The sequence below is a fragment of the Pyxidicoccus sp. M15 genome (assembly GCF_056858435.1).
Genome location: NZ_CM166495.1, coordinates 8573030 through 8590303, shown reverse-complemented (window position 1 = coordinate 8590303; position 17274 = coordinate 8573030). Strand labels below are relative to the sequence as shown.

The 17274-nt window shown below is 73.4% G+C and carries 7 protein-coding genes; 1 reads left to right on the top strand and 6 read right to left on the bottom strand.

Features of this window, described 5'->3' with window-relative positions; all coding sequences use genetic code 11:
* Window positions 1–336 precede the first annotated feature (336 nt).
* Entirely contained in the window at window positions 337–936 is a 600-nt protein-coding gene (locus ACX9TP_RS31890) for a hypothetical protein (RefSeq protein ID WP_482974413.1), read from the bottom strand.
* Window positions 937–1139: 203 nt separating this feature from the next.
* On the opposite strand from ACX9TP_RS31890, the gene ACX9TP_RS31885 reads away from it, so the two are divergent.
* Window positions 1140–2669, top strand: coding sequence for a M28 family metallopeptidase (locus ACX9TP_RS31885; RefSeq protein ID WP_482974412.1), 1530 nt, complete (start codon window positions 1140–1142; stop codon window positions 2667–2669).
* 4 nt (window positions 2670–2673) lie between these two features.
* Here ACX9TP_RS31885 and ACX9TP_RS31880 read toward each other — a convergent pair whose 3' ends face one another.
* The 5 genes from ACX9TP_RS31880 to ACX9TP_RS31860 all read right to left on the bottom strand — a co-directional run bounded on the left by ACX9TP_RS31880 (window position 2674) and on the right by ACX9TP_RS31860 (window position 17271).
* Entirely contained in the window at window positions 2674–5673 is a 3000-nt protein-coding gene (locus tag ACX9TP_RS31880; protein ID WP_482974411.1) for a tetratricopeptide repeat protein, read from the bottom strand.
* A gap of 301 nt (window positions 5674–5974) precedes the next feature.
* The gene (locus ACX9TP_RS31875) at window positions 5975–8266 is read right to left on the bottom strand and encodes an AAA family ATPase (protein ID WP_482974410.1); all 2292 of its coding nucleotides are present in this window, start codon (window positions 8264–8266) and stop codon (window positions 5975–5977) included.
* 1 nt (window position 8267) lies between these two features.
* Entirely contained in the window at window positions 8268–11648 is a 3381-nt protein-coding gene (locus tag ACX9TP_RS31870) for an AAA family ATPase (RefSeq protein WP_482974409.1), read from the bottom strand.
* Window positions 11649–11652: 4 nt separating this feature from the next.
* On the bottom strand, window positions 11653–15057 hold the full coding sequence (locus tag ACX9TP_RS31865) for an AAA family ATPase (RefSeq protein ID WP_482974408.1): 3405 nt from the start codon (window positions 15055–15057) through the stop codon (window positions 11653–11655).
* 78 nt (window positions 15058–15135) lie between these two features.
* Window positions 15136–17271, bottom strand: coding sequence for a hypothetical protein (locus ACX9TP_RS31860; protein WP_482974407.1), 2136 nt, complete (start codon window positions 17269–17271; stop codon window positions 15136–15138).
* Between the last annotated feature and the right edge of the window lie 3 nt (window positions 17272–17274).

Sequence of the window (17274 nt, the reverse complement as noted above, 5' to 3'; positions counted from 1 at the left end):
GGATGGGGTGTTTCCTCGCGCCACGCGGATCGACGCGCTCACCGCCGTGCCCACATGTCCCCTCAGGACGTGGTCGTCGGCGTGCGCTGACCCGGAGAATCGCGCAACGGCACGAGGTAAAGCCAGTCCATGGGGGCGTGTAACGCGGGTTCACCGGGGGCGTGGCGACGCTTGACTGGCGGTCGTGCGGCCTGACAGACCCCGAGAGCGCGGCAGCGGCCACGCGGCTCGGCTCGCGCGGGCCTCCTTCCCCTGTGCGGGACTGGAGCTCGCGGGTCCTGGCATGACGGGACGGGCCAGCTGGCGCCCGCCCCGCCCGGGCCCCGCGAGTCTCGCTCAGCAGCTCAGGATCATCTGGATGTAGTCGACGGAGGACGCGTCCTGCATCTGGAACTGGAGCATGTCACCCACGAGGTTCATGTTGAGCGGCATGCACATGGTGGCAACCTGGCCCGGGTTCCACGAGGGGTTGAGGTTGGGCACCACCGGCACGCTGGCGACCTGCGGGAAGTTATAGGTGCCGAAGTCGGTGTTGTAGATGGTGACGCGGTCGTTCTGCGGGACGCCCGCGAGCGCGCGGGCGCGGAAGCACAGCTGCAGCGTGCAGTTGGCCGCGAAGCAGCCGCGCAGGCCGTGGCGCAGCGTGGCCACCGTGTGCTTGCCGGACGTGCCGTCATCCAGCGTCTTGAGCCACGAGGTGGGGATGCCCTGCCCGTTGAGGTAGCTGACGAAGTCCGGCAGGGCCGTGGGCGCGTAGGGAAGCGGGTCCGGCCCGCCGGCGAAGTTGTCGATGGTGCCGAAGGTGACGGTGGTGACGCCGGGACACACGGCCTGTTCCTGCGTGCCGGTGGACTCGTCAGCGGTCTCCATCTCGTCCACGGGACCACAGGCGACAAGGGCGAAGGGCAGCACGGCGAACAGCGAGCGGCGGAACATGGGGGACCTCGGGTATGGCGGGTAGGGGGAGGAGCTCGATTGCTGCCTCCACCCCCGCACAACGAAAGCCCCGGTGAATCTTCCCTGGCCCATTTTCGCGTCCGGGCCATGGCGCGACGCGGCGGATGCTCGCGAGGCCTTGCTGACGGGGGGCCTCGGTGGGAATGCTAGCGGCCTCTTCCTTCCCCCGAGGTCTCCCCCGCATGTCCCGCTCCCGCCTGTCGCGCAGCCTCGCCGTGCTCTCCCTCGCATTGACTGCTCCGGCGCTCGCGGGGGCCGAGGAGGCCGCCCCTTCCGCGCGTGAGCGCGAGGCCGCGCTGCTCGTCGGCGCGGTGCTCGGTGGGACGCCGATGCTGGAGGACCTGCGCTCGCTGGTGGACGAGGTGGGTGGCCGTGCCACCGGCTCGGACGCCAACCGCCGCTCCGTGGAGTGGGCGCTGGAGCGCTTCAAGGCCGCGGGCGTGACGGCGCGCGCGGAGCCCTTCCGCATGCCGGCGCTGTGGCTGGAGCGCTCCGCCGCCGCCACCGTGCAGGGCCAGGGCGTGCGCTTCTCCCCGCGCGTGGCCGCGATGCCGTTCTCCGCCGCCACGACGAAGGGCGGCTTCAAGGCCCCGCTGCTGGACGTGGGGCGCGGCACCGAGGCGGACTTCAAGCGCACGGCCGAGAAGGTGCGCGGCGCGTTCCTCCTCGTCGAGACGGACGAGCTGCGCGACGTGGACGGCCTGTTCCGCGAGTACAACGAGGCGACGGACATCGAGTCCCGCGCCTTCGCCGCGGGCGCGGCCGGCGTCGTCTACATGGGCAGCCGGCCCGGCAACCAGCTCTACCGCCACAACGTCTCCGTGGGTCCGAAGAACACCCGGCCCATGATGGTGATGGAGCGCGACGGCGCGAAGCGCGCGCTGCGCCTGCTGCGCTCGGGCACGCCGCTCACGCTCACCGCCGCGCTGGACCTGCAGACGGGCGGCCCCTACGAGTCGCGCAACGTCATCGGCGAGATTCGCGGCACCACCCGGCCGGACGAGGTCGTCGTCATCGGCGCGCACCTGGACAGCTGGGACCTGGGCGGCGGCGCGCTGGACAATGGCGCCAACGTGTCGATGCTCATCGACCTCGCGCGGCAGATGCAGCGGCTGGGCCTGAAGCCCGAGCGCACCATCCGCTTCGCCCTGTGGAACGGCGAGGAGCAGGGCTTGCACGGCTCGGCGGGCTACGTGCGCACGCACGCCGCGGAGCTGGACGGGCACACGATGGCGCTGTCGGTGGACATCGGCTGCGGCCGCATCACCGGCTTCTTCACCAATGGCCGGCCGCCGCTGGTTCCGCTGGTGGACAAGGCGCTGAAGCCCGTGGAGGGGCTGGGGCCCTTCACGCAGGTGGACGTGCCGGTGGTGGGCACCGACAACTTCGACTTCATGCTGCACGGCGTGGCCAACCTCATCGCCAACCAGGAGGCGGCCACCTACGGGCCCAACTACCACGCGCGCTCGGACGAGTTCGAGCAGTGCGATGCCCGGACGCTGCGTACCAACGCGGCCGTGGTGGGCGCGCTCACCTGGGGCTTCGCCAACATGGGCGAGAAGTTGCCCCGCCAGAGCCGCGCCGAGGTGGAGGCGCTCATCAAGAGCACCGACCTGAGCCAGCAGATGAAGTCCTTCAACGTCTGGGACGAGTGGGCCGCCGGTACCCGCGGCCGCGCCCCCGAGCGCCCGGCGGCGCCCGCCACCCGCTGACGCCTCAGCGCACGCCCCGCTCGGCGAGCCACGGCTCCACCGCCGCCAGGACGTAGGCCGCCGAGGGGCCCAGCGCGATGGCCAGCCGCTGGGCCTCGGTGGCCAGCTTCAGGGCGCGCGGCCTGTCCCGGCCCGCGTCCCACAGTGCGCGGGCCAGCAGGAAGTGGGTGAGGGCGCGGTGGTCCGGGTGGATGATGGCGCCTTCCCTGCCGGCCAGCACCTGTTCCAGCGGAGGAATGGCATCGGCGATGCGGCCCGCCTTGTAGTAGCCGGCGCCCAGGTCGATGAGGGTGGTGGCCCACTCGCTGTTCGCGTCGTCCTTCTGCGCGAGCTGGATGCGCGCGGCGCGCTCCAGGTAGGGCAGGGCCTCCACCGGACGCTTCTGCCGGAGGTACGTGCCGCCGATGGCCCGGATGAGGGGCGCGAGCCCGGGGGTGTCGGGGCCCAGCTTCTGCTCCTTGATGGCAATGGCCTGCTGGAAGCGTGCGCGCGCTTCCTCGGAGCGCCCCAGGTTGTGCAGGGCCCAGCCCATGTTCCCCACGATGGCGGCCACGCCGATGCTGTCCGGCCCGTCCGTCTTCAGGGCGATGGCCAGGGCGCGCTCGTACAGCGGCAGCGCCTCGTCCAGCCGGCCCTGGACCTGGATGCTCGTGGCCAGGTCGTTGAGCGCGTCGTAGACGCGGGGGTGCTCGGGGCCCAGCGTGCGCTCCATCGACTCCAGCGCGCGGCGGGCGAGGCCCTCGGCCGCGACGAACTCCTGCTGCACGCGCAGGGTGGGCACCAGGGCGAGCTGCACCCGCGCCACCTCCGGGTGCTCCGGGCTCAGCGCCTGCTGTGTCAGCGCCACCGCGCGCTCCAGGTGGGTGCGGGCCTCCGCGGGGCGGCCCTGCTCCATCCGCGTGTAGCCCAGCTCCTGGTAGACGTCCGCGGCCTCCAGCCCGTCAGGCCCGAAGGCACGCTCCACCAGCGCCAGCGCCTCCTCCTGCTGCGCCACGGCCTCGTCATAGCGGGACTGCTCCCGCAGCAGCGTGCCCGCGTACGTCAGGAGATTCACCCGCAGCAACTCGTTGCCGCCACCGAGCCGGTCGATGGCCGCCGCGGCGCGGCTCCTCCAGCGTGAGGCCAGCTCGTACGCGTCCAGGCCGACGGTGGACACGCGCACCAGCAGCGTCCAGGCCCGCGCGGCCACCGCGTCCTGTCTCGTGGCCTCCGCCGCGTCCACGGCCTCGAAGAGCGCCGCCTCCGCGCCCTTCCAGTCCCCGGCGGCCTCGCGCAGCTCGCCGAGCAGCAGGAAGGCTTCCGCGCCCTCTCGCCGGTCCTTCGCCTCGCGCGCCGCCTTCACCCCCGGCTCCAGCAGCGCCACGCCTTCCTGGTAGCGCCCCGTGGTCTTCAGCGCACGGGCCTGCGCCAGCGTCTCGCGGAGCACGCTCCTCCGCTCGCGCGTGGCCGCGTCCTCGGGCCCGGCGTCGCCTCCGGGGGCCAGCGCCTCCGAGCAGCTCGACAGCGGGGGCAGCGACTTCACCGCGCGGTGGGCCTCGTCCACCATGCTCGCGTCCGCCCGGGTGAGGAGCCGCGAGAGCGCGGACACGTCCGCCAGCCGGCTGTCGAGGCACCGCATGCGCCACGCCAGCACCTCTTCGGACTGTCCGCCGCGCACGCGCGTGGCCTCGCAGGCGGCGGTGCGCGTCGTCGCCCAGGCGGCGGTGTACGCGTCCAGCTCGCGCCGCACGCGCTGCCAGGACCCTGCCGCGTAGGGGCGGCCGGTGGCGAGGAAGGCGGTCTCGATGTCGCCCTGCCGCTTCGTGCTCCAGAGGGAGGACAGCTCCGCCGTCCCGTCACAGGCCCGGGCCCGGCGCGTCGTCACCGCGTGCGTGAGGCCCACCGTGGCGGCGAGCAGCGCCACGCCGCCGGCCACCGACAGGCTCCGCCGCCAGCGCACGGCCGGGTCTCGCTGGAGCTCGGCCAGCAGGGCCTCCATCGACGGGAAGCGCTCCTCGGGCCGGACGGACAGGCCGCGCAGCAGCACGCGCCGCATCCAGGGCGGCACGTGCGTACCCGGCGGGGGAGGGCGCACGCGCCCCGCGCGCACCTCGGCGGTGAGGGCGGCCAGCGTGTTGCCCTCGAAGGGACGCACGCCGTAGAGCGCCTCGTGGAGCGTCACGCAGAAGGCGAACTGGTCTCCCCCCGCGCCCGCGCGGACGCCGTCACCGAGCTGCTCCGGCGGCATGTAGGCCGGCGTGCCGCCCCTGGCCGAGCGGGTCATCACGTCCGAGGGGAGTGCCGCCCGTGGCAGGGGACTGGCTCCGGACGGCGCGCCCAGGTGCGCGAGCCCGAAGTCGGTGACGTGCACGTGGCCGTCGCGGCCGACGAGGAGGTTCTCCGGCTTGAAGTCGCCGTGCACCACTCCCGCCGCATGCGCCGCGGCGAGGCCCCCTCCCGCGTCGAGGAACAGCGCCAGCACCTGACGCGGAGTGCGGGTGGCGGCCTTCAGCCACTCGCCCAGCGTCTGCGCCTCCACCAGCTTCATGGCCAGGAAGACGTGTGGGCCGAAGGTGCCCACGTCGTACACGGGCACCACGTGCGGATGCGAGACGCGGGCCATGGCCTGGGCCTCGTGCAACAGGTGCGCGCGGCCGCGCTCCGGCTCCAGGCCGAGCGTGCCGACACGCAGCAGCTTGAGGGCCACGCGGCGGTCCAGCTCCGGGTCATACGCGCTGTAGACGACGCCCATGCCGCCCTCGCCCAGCTGCTCCAGCACGAGGTAGCGCCCCACCGCGGTGCCCTTCTCCAGCTGCGCCTCCTCGACGCGGGCGCCACTTCCGGCGGGCTCCAGCGGCTCGAGGTCCGTGCCCGGCTCCTCCGGGTTCTGCGCGCGCAGGCCCTGGGCCACCAGCTGCCGGCACGCGGCGCACGTGTCGAGGTGGGCATCCACCTCTGTCGTCTGCTCGGGCGACAGCTCGCCCAGCAGCAGCTTCATGAAGAGGACCTCGTTGATGCAGCGCATGCGGAAGTACGCCTTCCCGGGGACTTGCGCGTCCCCACTCCCTCCAACGGCGCGACCCCGTGCAAGTCGCAGCTGCCGCCTGCGGTGGCGTTCAGGAGAGCAGCCGGGCCAGCAGGCCCTGGCTGGGGCGGGCCGCGGGGGCATGCACCGGCTGGCCGCCCATTCTCAGCCTCCAGGGCATGGGGGCCGGACCGTTGCGGCAGTCATTGCCCCTGCTGCTCGCGCTGGCCATGCCGGCGCTGGCGGCCGAGGAGGATGGACGGGAAGGGGACGACGGCGAGGGCACCTGCCCCCGCCGCTCCTAGTCGAGCGCCACCCGTCCGTCCGCCCCCACCCTCAGCACCACCTGCGCGGGTGGGGCGCTCGCGTGCGCGGCGAGCCATTGCGCCAGGGGCGTCACCACGTGCTGCTCCACCGCACGCTTCAGGGGGCGGGCGCCGTAGCGCGCGTCGAAGCCGGTGCGCGCGAGGTGCTCCACCACGTCCTCCCCGAAGGACACCTTCACGCCACGGCGGGTGAGGCCCTCGCGCGTCAGGGCCGCCTCCAGCGTGCGGCGGGCCAGCGCCCGGATGACCTCCGGCGTGAGCGCGCGGTAGGGCACCACCTGGTCCAGCCGGTTCAGCAACTCGGGCCGGAAGAAGGCGGTGGCGGCGCCCAGGTAGTGCTGCTCCATGTCGCGCACGCTGCCCCCGCCGAAGCCCACCGAGCGTCCCGCGCTGTCCGCCCCCAGGTTGCTGGTGAGCAGCACCACGGTGTTGCGGAAGCTGACGGTGCGGCCGGTGCCGTCCGTGAGGCGCCCCTCGCCCAGCACCTGCAACAGCAAGTCGTGGACGCCCGCGTCCGCCTTCTCCACCTCGTCCAGCAGCACCACGCCGAAGGGCTGCTCGCGCACGCGCCGCGCGAGGCCGCCCTGCTGGCCGCCCACCTCGCCCACCAGCCGCGCGGCGCTGCCCGGCGCCGCGTACTCCGCCATGTCGAAGCGGGCCAGCCGGGCCGTGTCGCCGAAGAGGTACTCCGCCAGCGCGAGCGCCGACTCCGTCTTCCCCACACCGGTAGGGCCCAGCAGAAGGAAGGCGCCCAGCGGCCGCGACGGGTCCGCCAGCCCTGTCTTCAGCGTGACGATGAGGTTGCGCAGCAGCAGCGTGGCCTCGTCCTGGCCGACGATGCGCTCGCGGAAGCGCTTCAGCAGCGCCTCCGGGTCCAGGCGCACGGACGTGTCCACCAGCTCGCGCGGGTAGCCGGTGCGGGTGCAGAAGGCCCGCGTCACCCCGGCCGCGTCCACCTCGCCGGTGGCGGACGGCTGGGTGCTGGCCGAGCGCAGCAGGGACACCGCGCCACCGGGCGGCGGGCCGTCGCCGAAGCGCTCCGTCAGCTCGGCGGCACGGTCCAGCGCGTCCAGGCTGAAGCGCACCTTGCGCGCCCGGGCCACCCGCTGCGAGGCCTGCTGGAGCGCGGCGCGCGCGGCCACGGAGGCCAGGGGCGCCACCGAGAAGTGCCGCAGCGCCTGCAGGAAGGCCCCGTGGGTCCGCTCCGCGCGGGCCACGTCTTCCGGCGTGGCCTCCAGCACCAGCGCCACCTCGCCGCCCTCCAGCGCCGGCAGCAGGTGGCGCGCCACGTCCAGGCCCGTGTCTCCGCCGCCCAGCGAGAGCAGCTCCGACAGGCTGTCCAGGTGCAGCACCGCGCGGCGCACGCGGAGCGCCTCCACCATGCGCTGCACGCGCTCCTGCCACTGCCCCAGGTAGCGCATGCCCGCCATGATGCGGCCGCCCGACGTGCTGTAGACCTCCAGCCCGTGCAGCTGATGGCCGGCCGCGGCGGCTTCCGCGCGCTGCACCAGTTCGTGCACCAGCGCCGTCTTGCCGACCGACGGAGGCCCCACCAGCAGCACGCTGGCGCGGGTGCTCGCGGTGACGGCCTCGGCGAGCCGGGCCACCTCCGTGTCGCGCTCCCACGCCCGCTCCAGCAGTCCGGCGCGGGCCTCCTCGTTGAGGCAGCGGCTGGCCTCGGCCAGCCCCGGGGGCGGAGGCGGGCGCTTCGGCTGCTTCGCGGCCTCCTCCTGCGTGCGGGCCTTCGGCGTCTGCTTCACGCGCGCCGGCACCGACAGCGTCTCCACCGACTCCTCGCCCAGGTACGCCAGCCCGTGCAGCCGCTCCAGCGGCGCGAGGTACAGCTCGTGCCGGACCAGCTCCTCGACGTACGCCTCCAGGTCCGCCACGTCCTCCAGCGTGCCCTCCACGCCCACGCGAGGCACCCACACGCGCAGCGGCCCCTTCGCGTCGCCCTTGCGCACGGCCTTGGAGCCCCGACGCCCGCCATGCGTCACCACCGTCAGGCGCAGGGGCACGGGCAGCAGCCGTCCGTGCTGCATGGCGCGCACGGTGAGGGCCATGCGGCGCTGGCGCAGGTCCGGCCAGTGCGTCACCTCGTCCCACAGCTCGCCGCGGCGCAGGAGGCGGCCCACCACCTCCGCCAGGTCGAGCCGCGCGGTGTTCAAGTCGCTGGCGAATGACGCCAGGTGCGGGTGCGTCAGCACATGGGCCGCCACGCCCAGCCCCGGGTAGCGGCGCACGAAGAGATGGAAGTCCTTGTCCATGTCAGCCCTCCTCCCGGGGCGCCCGCCGCAGCACGCGTCCTGCCCAGGCAAGCGCCTCCGACGGCGTGCGCCGGCTCGCCAGGTGCGCCAGCCCGCTCTCACTTCCCTCCATCACCACGCGGCCCGCGCCCTGCTCCCGCTCCGTCCCCGCTCGCCGCGCCTCGCGCTCCGTCGAGCGCACCGCGTCCCGCGAGGCCACCACCTTCGAGACGTCATCCAGCAGGCCCACGTCGCCCTCCAGCAGCTCCACGCGCACGGGCGCCGGGCGCACCACGTCGCCTCGAAGGGTCTCCACCAGGGCATAGCCCTCCAGCGGCGCCAGCACCTCCGCGAGGCCGAAGGCCGCGAGGCCCACGGCGATGCGGCGCACCCGCACCCCCGAGGGGCGCTGCGAGCCGGGCGCCGCCCAGGCGATGGTTCCATCCGGCTCCACGCGCTCCTCATGCACCGCCGTGCGCGCCAGGGCCTGGGGCAGTACGCGCACCACCGCCTCCAGCGCGGACACCGGCGCATCTCCCATCCCCTCGATGAGGACCGCGCGCACGTCCGGGCCACGCTTACGGCACGCCAGCTGGTGCGCCAGCCAGTCCACCTCGTCCCTCAAGGCCACGGCGCGGGGCCGGCAGCGGCGCAGCCGCTCCTCTCGGGTCACCGGCAGGGGGACGGAGGAATACGTCGGCCGGGCCCGGAGGCCGCCGCGCCCCGGGTTGCGGCTCCAGTCGCGTTCACGAACGAGCTCCTTCGGCACGGGCGCCTCCGTCTCGAGGAAGTCCCGCTCCGCCAGCTCGTTCTCACGGATGTCCACCGCCTCCGCCGCGAGGCGCTCCAGCCGCTCCACCAGCTCCACCGCCTCCGGGTGCACGTCCCCGGAGCGGGGCCGTGCCGCCTCTCGGGCCGAGAGCGCCTCCAGCCGGGCCAGCGCCTCCTCCAGCACGCGCGACACGTCCGCCAGCGTCCACACGGCCGCATCCGGCTCCGGCGCCCACGCCGGCTCGCGCACCATCAGCTCCACGGACAGGCCCATGTCGTCGCCCCGGCGGAACAGCTCCACCCGGGCGAGGTCCTCGGCGCCGCGCCGCACCAGGTGGTGGGCCAGGGGCACCGTGAGGCGTCGCTCCAGCGCGCGCTTGAGGGGACGCGCGCCGTAGCGCGGGTCATAGGCCTGCTCCACGAGCAGGTCCAACAGCGCGGGCTCCACCTCCACCAGGACGTTGCCGCGGCGGATGCCCCGGCGAGACAGCAGCGACTCCAGCGCGTGCTCCACCACCACGCGCAGCGCGGCGGGCGTCAGCGGGCGGAAGGGCACCACCCTGTCCAGCCGGTTGAAGAACTCCGGACGGAAGAAGGCACGCACCGAGGACAGGTAGTGCGCCTCCGCGCTCTCCGCGGTGCGGGCGAAGCCGGTGCGGGCCGCGGCCTCGCGCACGCCCAGGTTGGACGTCAGCACCACCACCGCCTGGCGCGCATCCACCGTGCGGCCGGCGCCGTCCGTCAGCCGCCCCTCGCCGAGGAACTGGAGCAGGGCGTCGAAGATGCGCGGGTGGGCCTTCTCCACCTCGTCGAAGAGCACCACGCAGAAGGGCTGGGTGCGCAGCGCGGTGGTCAGCTCCCCGTCCGGCGCGCCCGGCATGCCGAGCAGCCGGGTGATGCTGGACGCGGACACGAACTCCGACATGTCGAAGCGCACCAGCCGCCCCTCGCTGCCGAAGAGGGTGCGCGCCAGGGCCTTCGCCGTTTCCGTCTTGCCCACGCCGGTGGGGCCCACGAAGAGATAGGTGGCCAGCGGCTTGTCCGGCGGCTGCAACGAGCGCTGCAGCGTCAGGATGGCGTCCACCACCGCGGACACCGCCTCCGGCTGTCCGGCCACCTGCGCGGCCAGCTCGCGCTCCAGCGTCTCGCGCGTCTTCGGCGGCGCGCTGCCGAGCACGAAGTCCGGCAGGCCCGTCTGCTCGCGCATGGCGGAGGTGACGTCCTCCTGCGTGAAGCGGCGCACACCGTTTTCCTCGGTGCCGGGCCGCGACACCACCCGGCGCAGCAGCCGGACGGCCTTGCCCGGGAAGGCCTCGTGCGCGACGAAGCGCTGCTGCAAGTCGAGCAGGGTCTCCAGCGCCAGCGGGGACAGCCGCACCGCGCCGGCCTGGCTGGCGGCCTCCAGCTCCCGCAGCGTGCCCAGCAGGGCGGGCAGGGTGGTGCGCGCGTCCAGCGCGGGCACGTGCACCACGCGGAAGAGCGAGGCGAAGGTGGGGGCCTCCTCGCGCACGCGCTCGAAGCGCTCGGGCGTGGTCTCGGCCAGCACCGTCAGCTCGCCGCGCGCCAGGTGCGGTTCGATGTACTGCGCCACGTTGGTCCGCTCATTCTGCGTGCGACCCGCGTAGACGAGCGAGGCCAGGTCGTCCACGTAGAGCAGGTCGCCCACCTCCACCAGCTCCTGCACCACGCCGCGCGCGCGGGCCTCCCACTGGCCCACGTACATCATGCCGGCGATGAACTGGTTGCCGTCCACGCGCCACACGTCGCGCCGGGTGCCGGCGGCGTCCTGCCGCGCGGTGAGGCGGCTGACCACCTCGTGCACCAGCGCCGTCTTGCCGGAGCCGGACGGCCCCACCAGGACGATGGCCGCGCCCTCGCGGCCTTCCAGCGCGTCCACCACTTCGCGCACCAGCGCCTCGCGGCCGAAGCAGCGCTCCAGCGCGCCGTCGCGGGCGCCATGGCTCAGGTTGCGCGCCACCGCGCGCAGCTCCACCAGCGACAGGCGGCGGCGGTTGCGGCGGGCCTCGCGCTGCTCGGGTGTCTCTGGCGCAGGCTCGCCCTTCTTCTTCTCGGTGGCCTTGCGGCGGCGGGGCGGGGTGGGGGGCTTGGGCGGTGTCCGGGGGAGGATGGTGGGCGCGTAGGCGTCCACCTCCAGCAACTCCAGCCGCTCGCGCCCGGTGCCCCAGGCATGGTCGAGGTTGTCGAGGTCCTTCTCCAGGCACCACGCGGCCAGCCGGCGCGCGAGCGCCTGGGGGAGCGCATCCGGGGCGCTGACCGCGAAGCGGGCCTCGGGCAGCCGGGTGGGCGTCACCACCCAGAAGTCGTCGCGAGGCCACTTCTCCAGCAACACGGCCATGCGGCCCTGGAGGACGACGCGCTTGTTCTTCTCCCTATCTCTCGCCTCCGTGTCCACCTTCACGTGGCGCAGCGCCAGGTGCGGGGGGAACTGGTAGGCCGCCACGTTGGCCGCGGACTCGTTCTCGAAGCGCTCCATGACGGCGAGCGCCAGCTCATCGCGCAGGGTGGAGAGGCTGGGGCCCACGCGGTTCAGCCGGGGCCAGAAGGCGGGCACCCACGCCTGCACCAGTCGTCCGCCGAGCGGTACCACCACCAGGGGCAGCTTGAGGTCCATGGCGTCAGCCCTCCTCTCGCGCGCCGAAGACGCGCCACTGCAGCCACGCTTCCAGCAGCGCTTCCAGCTCCGGGCCCTCCGGCCCGTAGCGCTGCTTCGCGCCGGTGCGCAGGTCCTCCAGCGCGCCGCCCACCATGTCGCTGGCGGAGGGCCGCACCCGGCGCACCTCCTGCTTCGTCAGGGACTTCTCCAGGTCCTCCAGCGCCGGCATCGCGTGCAGGGACAGGGGCTGCGACTCGAAGCGGATGCGCACCAGCGCGGCCTGGCTGCCCTCGACGAAGCGGTGCACGCCGTGCTCGCCCGCGAGCAGCAGCGGCAGCGTGCCGCCGGTGAGCTGCAGCGCATAGGCGGCGGGAGGGGGCTTCACCTCCTCCAGCGCGGTCTTCCTCTCCCAGCCCCAGAAGAGCGGGGTGTCCTTGCGCGTGGGCTTCGGCTTCTCGCCTTCCTTCGGCTCGGCGGGCCGCAGCAGGGCGCGCTGGAAGGAGATGGACTGCGACGCCGCCCAGGCCTCGTACGCCTTCGCCAGCGTGCACAGGTGCGTCCACGCGCCGCGGCCGGGGACGAGGAAGAGGGTGGCGCCGCGCGAGGAGTGGAAGAGGCTGGCGTAGAGGCGCTCGCGCAGGGGCCGGAAGGCCCGCCGCAGCAGGGCCACGTCGCGGGCCAGGGACTCCGCCTGGCCCACGGCGCGCGTGAGGTGCGCCTCGAAGAGGAGGTCCTCGATGGCCTCCGCCTGCTGGGCCGTCTCACGGAACGCCTTCTCCAGCTCGCGCGCCTCGGACGACTTGCGCGACGACTCCTCGGCCAGGGCGCGCTCCTCCCAGTACGCCGGCTGCCGCGACGCCTTGTCGAAGACGGCCAGCTCGCGCCTCAGGGCCACCATGGGCTCCGAGCGGCTCCAGCGCTGCACCTCCGCGCGCAGGGTGGCCGAGTCCTCCAGCACCTTCTCGATGGCCTGCCGGCCCAGCCCTTCCGCGTCGCCGCCCACGGCCTCCGCGCGCAGCGACAGCCCCGCGTCCCCGGCGTCGACGTACAGCTTCACCGCGCCGCCTCGGGGGTGCGCGGCGAGCCACGCCGCCACGGGCACCACCAATTCCCGCTCCAGCGCGCGCTTGAGGGGCCGGGCGCCATAGCGCGGGTCGAAGCCGCGCGCCGCCAGCCAGTCCAGCGCGGCAGGCGAGACTTCCAGCCCCGCGTCGTGGAGGGACAGCCCGGGGCGGCGACACACGGCCTCCACCTCACGCACCACCAACCGGCGCAGCAGGTCCGCGGACAGCGGAGAGAAGACGACGACGTCATCCAGCCGGTTGAACAGCTCCGGGCGGAAGAAGCGCTGCACCTCGGCGAGGTAGTGCGCGCGCAGGGCGGCGGTGTCGGGCGCGCCGCCGGCGGAGTCGAAGCCCACGCGGGCCCGCCAGGTGTCCGCGCCCAGGTTGCTGGTGAGCACGAGCACCGCGTTGCGGAAGTCGGTGAAGCGGCCGGAAGCGTCGGTGAGGCGGCCCTCGCCCAGCACGCCGAGCAGCGCGTCGTGCACGGCCGGGTGGGCCTTCTCCACCTCGTCCAGCAGCACCACGCAGAAGGGCTGGCGGCGCACCGCCGCGGACAGGTGCCCGGGCGTCGCGCCGTCGCCCAGCAGGCGCAGCAGCGCGTCCGGGCCGGCGTACTCGCCCATGTCCAGGCGGACCATGCGCTCCTTCGCGCCGAAGAGCAGCTCCGCCAGCGCCTTGGACAGCTCCGTCTTGCCCACGCCGGTGGGGCCCACGAAGAGCAGCACGCCCAGCGGACGGCGCGTGTCGGCAAGGCCCGCCTTGAGCACGGACACCACGGACGCCGCGCGCTCCACCGCGGCCTCCTGCCCCAGCACGCGCGTGGAGAGGAAGGCGCGCACCTGGCCCGCCTCCAGCGGGACGTCGTCGCGCAGGAGCGACTCGGGGATGCCGGACTCGGAGGCGAACTGGCGGATGGCGTCCAGGCGGGTGACGCGCGGCTGGGCGGCGTGCGAGCACGTGGCCAGCAGGCGGCGGAGGAAGGCCACCGTGTTGCCCACCTGCGCGCCGTAGGGCAGGAAGCGGCGGCAGAGGAAGCGCGCCTCCTCGAGCGCCTCGGGCAGCACCTCCAGCGGCTTCGGCCCCGCGTCGTCCTCGGCCACGCGCGCGAGGATGCGGGCCAGCGCGTCCGCCTCCGGCTCCTCCACGCGCACCACGGAGAAGAGGCGGGCGAAGCTGGTGTTGCGGCGCTCCACCTGCGCCCACGTCTCCGGCGTGGCCTCGGCCACCACGGACACCTCGCGGGTGGCGAGCAGCGGCAGCAGGAGCTGGGCCACGTTCTGGTCGCTGTGGGCGCTCTTGCCCGCGTCCAGCAGCTCCACCGCGTGGCCCAGGGAGAGGAGCGCGTGGGACTCGGCGGCCTCGCGGAAGCAGCGCACCACCTGCTGCTGCCAGTCACCCCACATGCCCTCGCCGGCGATGAGACGGCTGCCGTCGAGGAAGAAGAAGGGCCGGGCCTTCTCGGACGCGGTGGCGGAGGGCGAGCGCAGCGCCTGGGCCAGCGCGTGGAGCACCGCCGTCTTCCCCACGCCCGAGGGGCCCACCAGCACCACGGACTCGGCGTCCTTCGCGGCGAGGCGCGCGCGGAGCAGCGTCACCAGGGCGTCCTGCTCGTACGCGGCGTCGAGCTGCCCGTCCTGCGCCAGCTTGTGCCAGGGCACCGCGATGCGGTCCAGCGTGGGCGTGGGCGGCGGCTTCTCCGGCTTCGCGCCCGCCTCATGGCGGGCACGGCGGCGGCGCGGCTCCCACGTGTCCAGGTCCAGCGCGTCCTCGTCGTCGTCGTCCGGGCTGGCGTCCGCCTTCTCCGAGGGCGCATCCGGAGGCCGCGGCGGTGGGCGGATGTCCAGGCGGAGCTGGCGGGGCGTGAGGGCGGAGAGGGGCGTGGGCGTGGCCTGCACCTCCAGCTCCACCAGGGACTCGGGGCCGTCTGGGCGCAGCGCGAGCCGGCGCGCATCGGAGAGGTCCTCCAACTGCTCACCCAGCCGCTCCGCCGCGTCCTTGGGGAGCACCTTGCCCTGGAACCACAGGTGCGTGCCGAGGCGCGGGGCGTGCAGTCCGGTGAAGGCCTGGTGCGCCGGGGCGACGACGGCGGAGAAGGGCAGCGGCGAGACGGTGTCCTCCTCCGTGCCCCAGACCTTGATGCCCGGGACTTCGAGCGTGTGGAGCACGCCGTCCGACGTGGCGATGAACTCCGGCACGCGGCGGGGGTGGACGCGGGTGAGCTGGTCATCCAGCGCGAGCGACAGCTCCTCGGTGGCCTTCTCCAGCGTGTCCGCGTGCACGGCGAGGTGGGGCAGGGCCAGCGGTGTGAGCGTGACCCGCCCGCTGGCATGTCGCTGCACCCAGCATTGGAAACGGAAGTTCATGGAGAGGGCTCACGCTAGCACGGCGCCGCACAGCGACGGCCCGGGCCCGGGGGAGCTGACGGGCCTTCGCGGAGCGCCTCACCTCCGCCACAGCGGCTCGAAATGCCTGCCGACGTGAAGGATGTGTCTGACGTTGGCGCCATTCTCCGCGTGAGCGCCATAGACGCCCGCCGCGACCACCTGCCCGTCGTCTTGAAGACGCCAGACACGCAGGGCCAGGTTGTTCCCCGGAGGCTGCCCGTTGACGTAGTCGAGCATGGCCTGGACATGCTCTCCGTTCTCCAGCATCCCGGTGCCTGGCGCCTGCAGTGCGGCCCGGCGCTCCGTGAAGAAGACCTCGGGGGGAATCGCATCGCGCCCATGCAGGAACTGATACATGGTGTGCAACAGGCAGTTGTTGCCGTAGGTGGTCGCCGCCCCCACCTGCAGGCCCTCTCTGTCCAGGAAGGCCCGAAAGGCGTTGGGGTTCACGCCGGTCAGGGTCAGGTGGTCCTCCGCCATGGAATCCGCATAGGGGATGGCGGAGAGGTCGTCATCGGAGGCCCCGTCATCCTTGGAGGATGACGCGTCGCTCCCGTGGCCCTGGAAGAAGTCCTTCAGGGCCGGGAAGCCACCGGAGCCCATGGCGTACAGGAGCAGCGCGAAGCCGCGAGGGGGGCTGGTGGGCTTCATCGAGCGGAAGGTGGAGACCGGTCCAAGCTCCGCCGGATTGTCCACCTTGTGCACGGGAAGATAACCGCGCGACTGGGTCGTGAGCGCCGCCAGGCGCTTCAGGTTCTGCTGCTCCCCCGAGAGGAACCTCGTCACATCATCTCCCGACAGGACATCCTTTGCGCCGAGCATGGAGATGTGCATGAGGTGCCAGGTCATCATCAGGCGGATGTTGCCGTTGTCGGCCTGCAAGCCGTCGAGCCTGTCGAAGCAGAACACGCGTCGCACGCCCATGAAGGCGGCGATGTCGAGCGAGCCGCTGCGGCCCCCCAGCACCCCGCCGGTCGCCGGGTCGGCGGCCACGCAGCGCCAGAACTCGGTCAGCAGGCATCGCGTCGTCAGCAGGGGGACGGCCAGACCATCGATGCTCTCCAGCTCCTGGAAGAGATTGAGCGGCGGAGCCAGACACGCCACCGTCGCGCCGCACGCCGTATTGACGTGGGCGTTCCATCCGTTCGCGGTGCTGGCGTCGCGCAAGGGGAGGGTCTCCGCGCTGCCCCTCTCGCCTGCCAGCCGGGTCCCGACGGGCACGACGAGATAGGGAATCTTCGCGGTCTCGTTGTAGGCCGCCACGCGGGCGAGGACCGTCTGCAAGATGCTCAGCGTCGTGTTGTGCTGGCGGTTCTCGTTGGCGGCCCGCATCAGCAGGTACAGGACGCGGTAGGGAGGCGTGGGGGCCGGCAGGGCCGCGCGGATGCGGGCATGGACGCGCAGCGAGATCATCTCCCGCAGCTTGCGCTTCCAGAGCGCGCTCCTGCACGGTGCGAGCCGCGCAATCAGGCTCGCCACGGTGGCCGCGGCGTTGGTGTGCAACTGGCGGGAGATGACCGACGTGGAGCTCATGGTGAGCCCCACGTAGTCACCGCGCTGGATGGGCACCCGGCCGAGCATCCTGACGCTCTGCCTCGGCGCTCCCGAGCGGGCGATGGGCCGGACGATGTACTTCTCCAGGATCGTCCGGCTCGGGAGATAGGGATTGTCCTTCTCCAACCAGCCCTCGAGTCCCGGGAGGACGAAGACGCGTGCCTGCAGGCCGGTGCTCCGCGGGTCGATGCCCGAGTCGGTCAACAACTGTCGCAGGGCGACCATGTACTGCCAGTGCTGGATTTCCCGGCCATCGAGGTCACTGGCCTCCCGGCCTCCACCCGAGGAGACGAGCTCCCTCGCCGGGGGCGGCTGCCCCGGGGCGTGGAGCGCTCGCAGCCGCTGGTAGGCGGACTGGTAGAACATGCTTTCGTCCCAATCCGGGCCATGCATGCGTGGAATCTCGTTCCACAGCGTGGCGATGGACCGGAGGGTCGTCACGACGAGCTTGACGTCGGGGTCCAGCACCAGCGCGGCGACGATGTGCCAGGTGTCCCCCGCCAGATGGCCTGGGTGCAGGAGCCAGCGGGTGGGGCGCCGCTGCGCGATGGTGTTGGGCTCCGTCAGCGCGACGGAGATCTGCATCGGGGCATCGGGGGCATCGGACTCGGTCGACGCGTTCTCGGGCGTCCCTGGCATGGT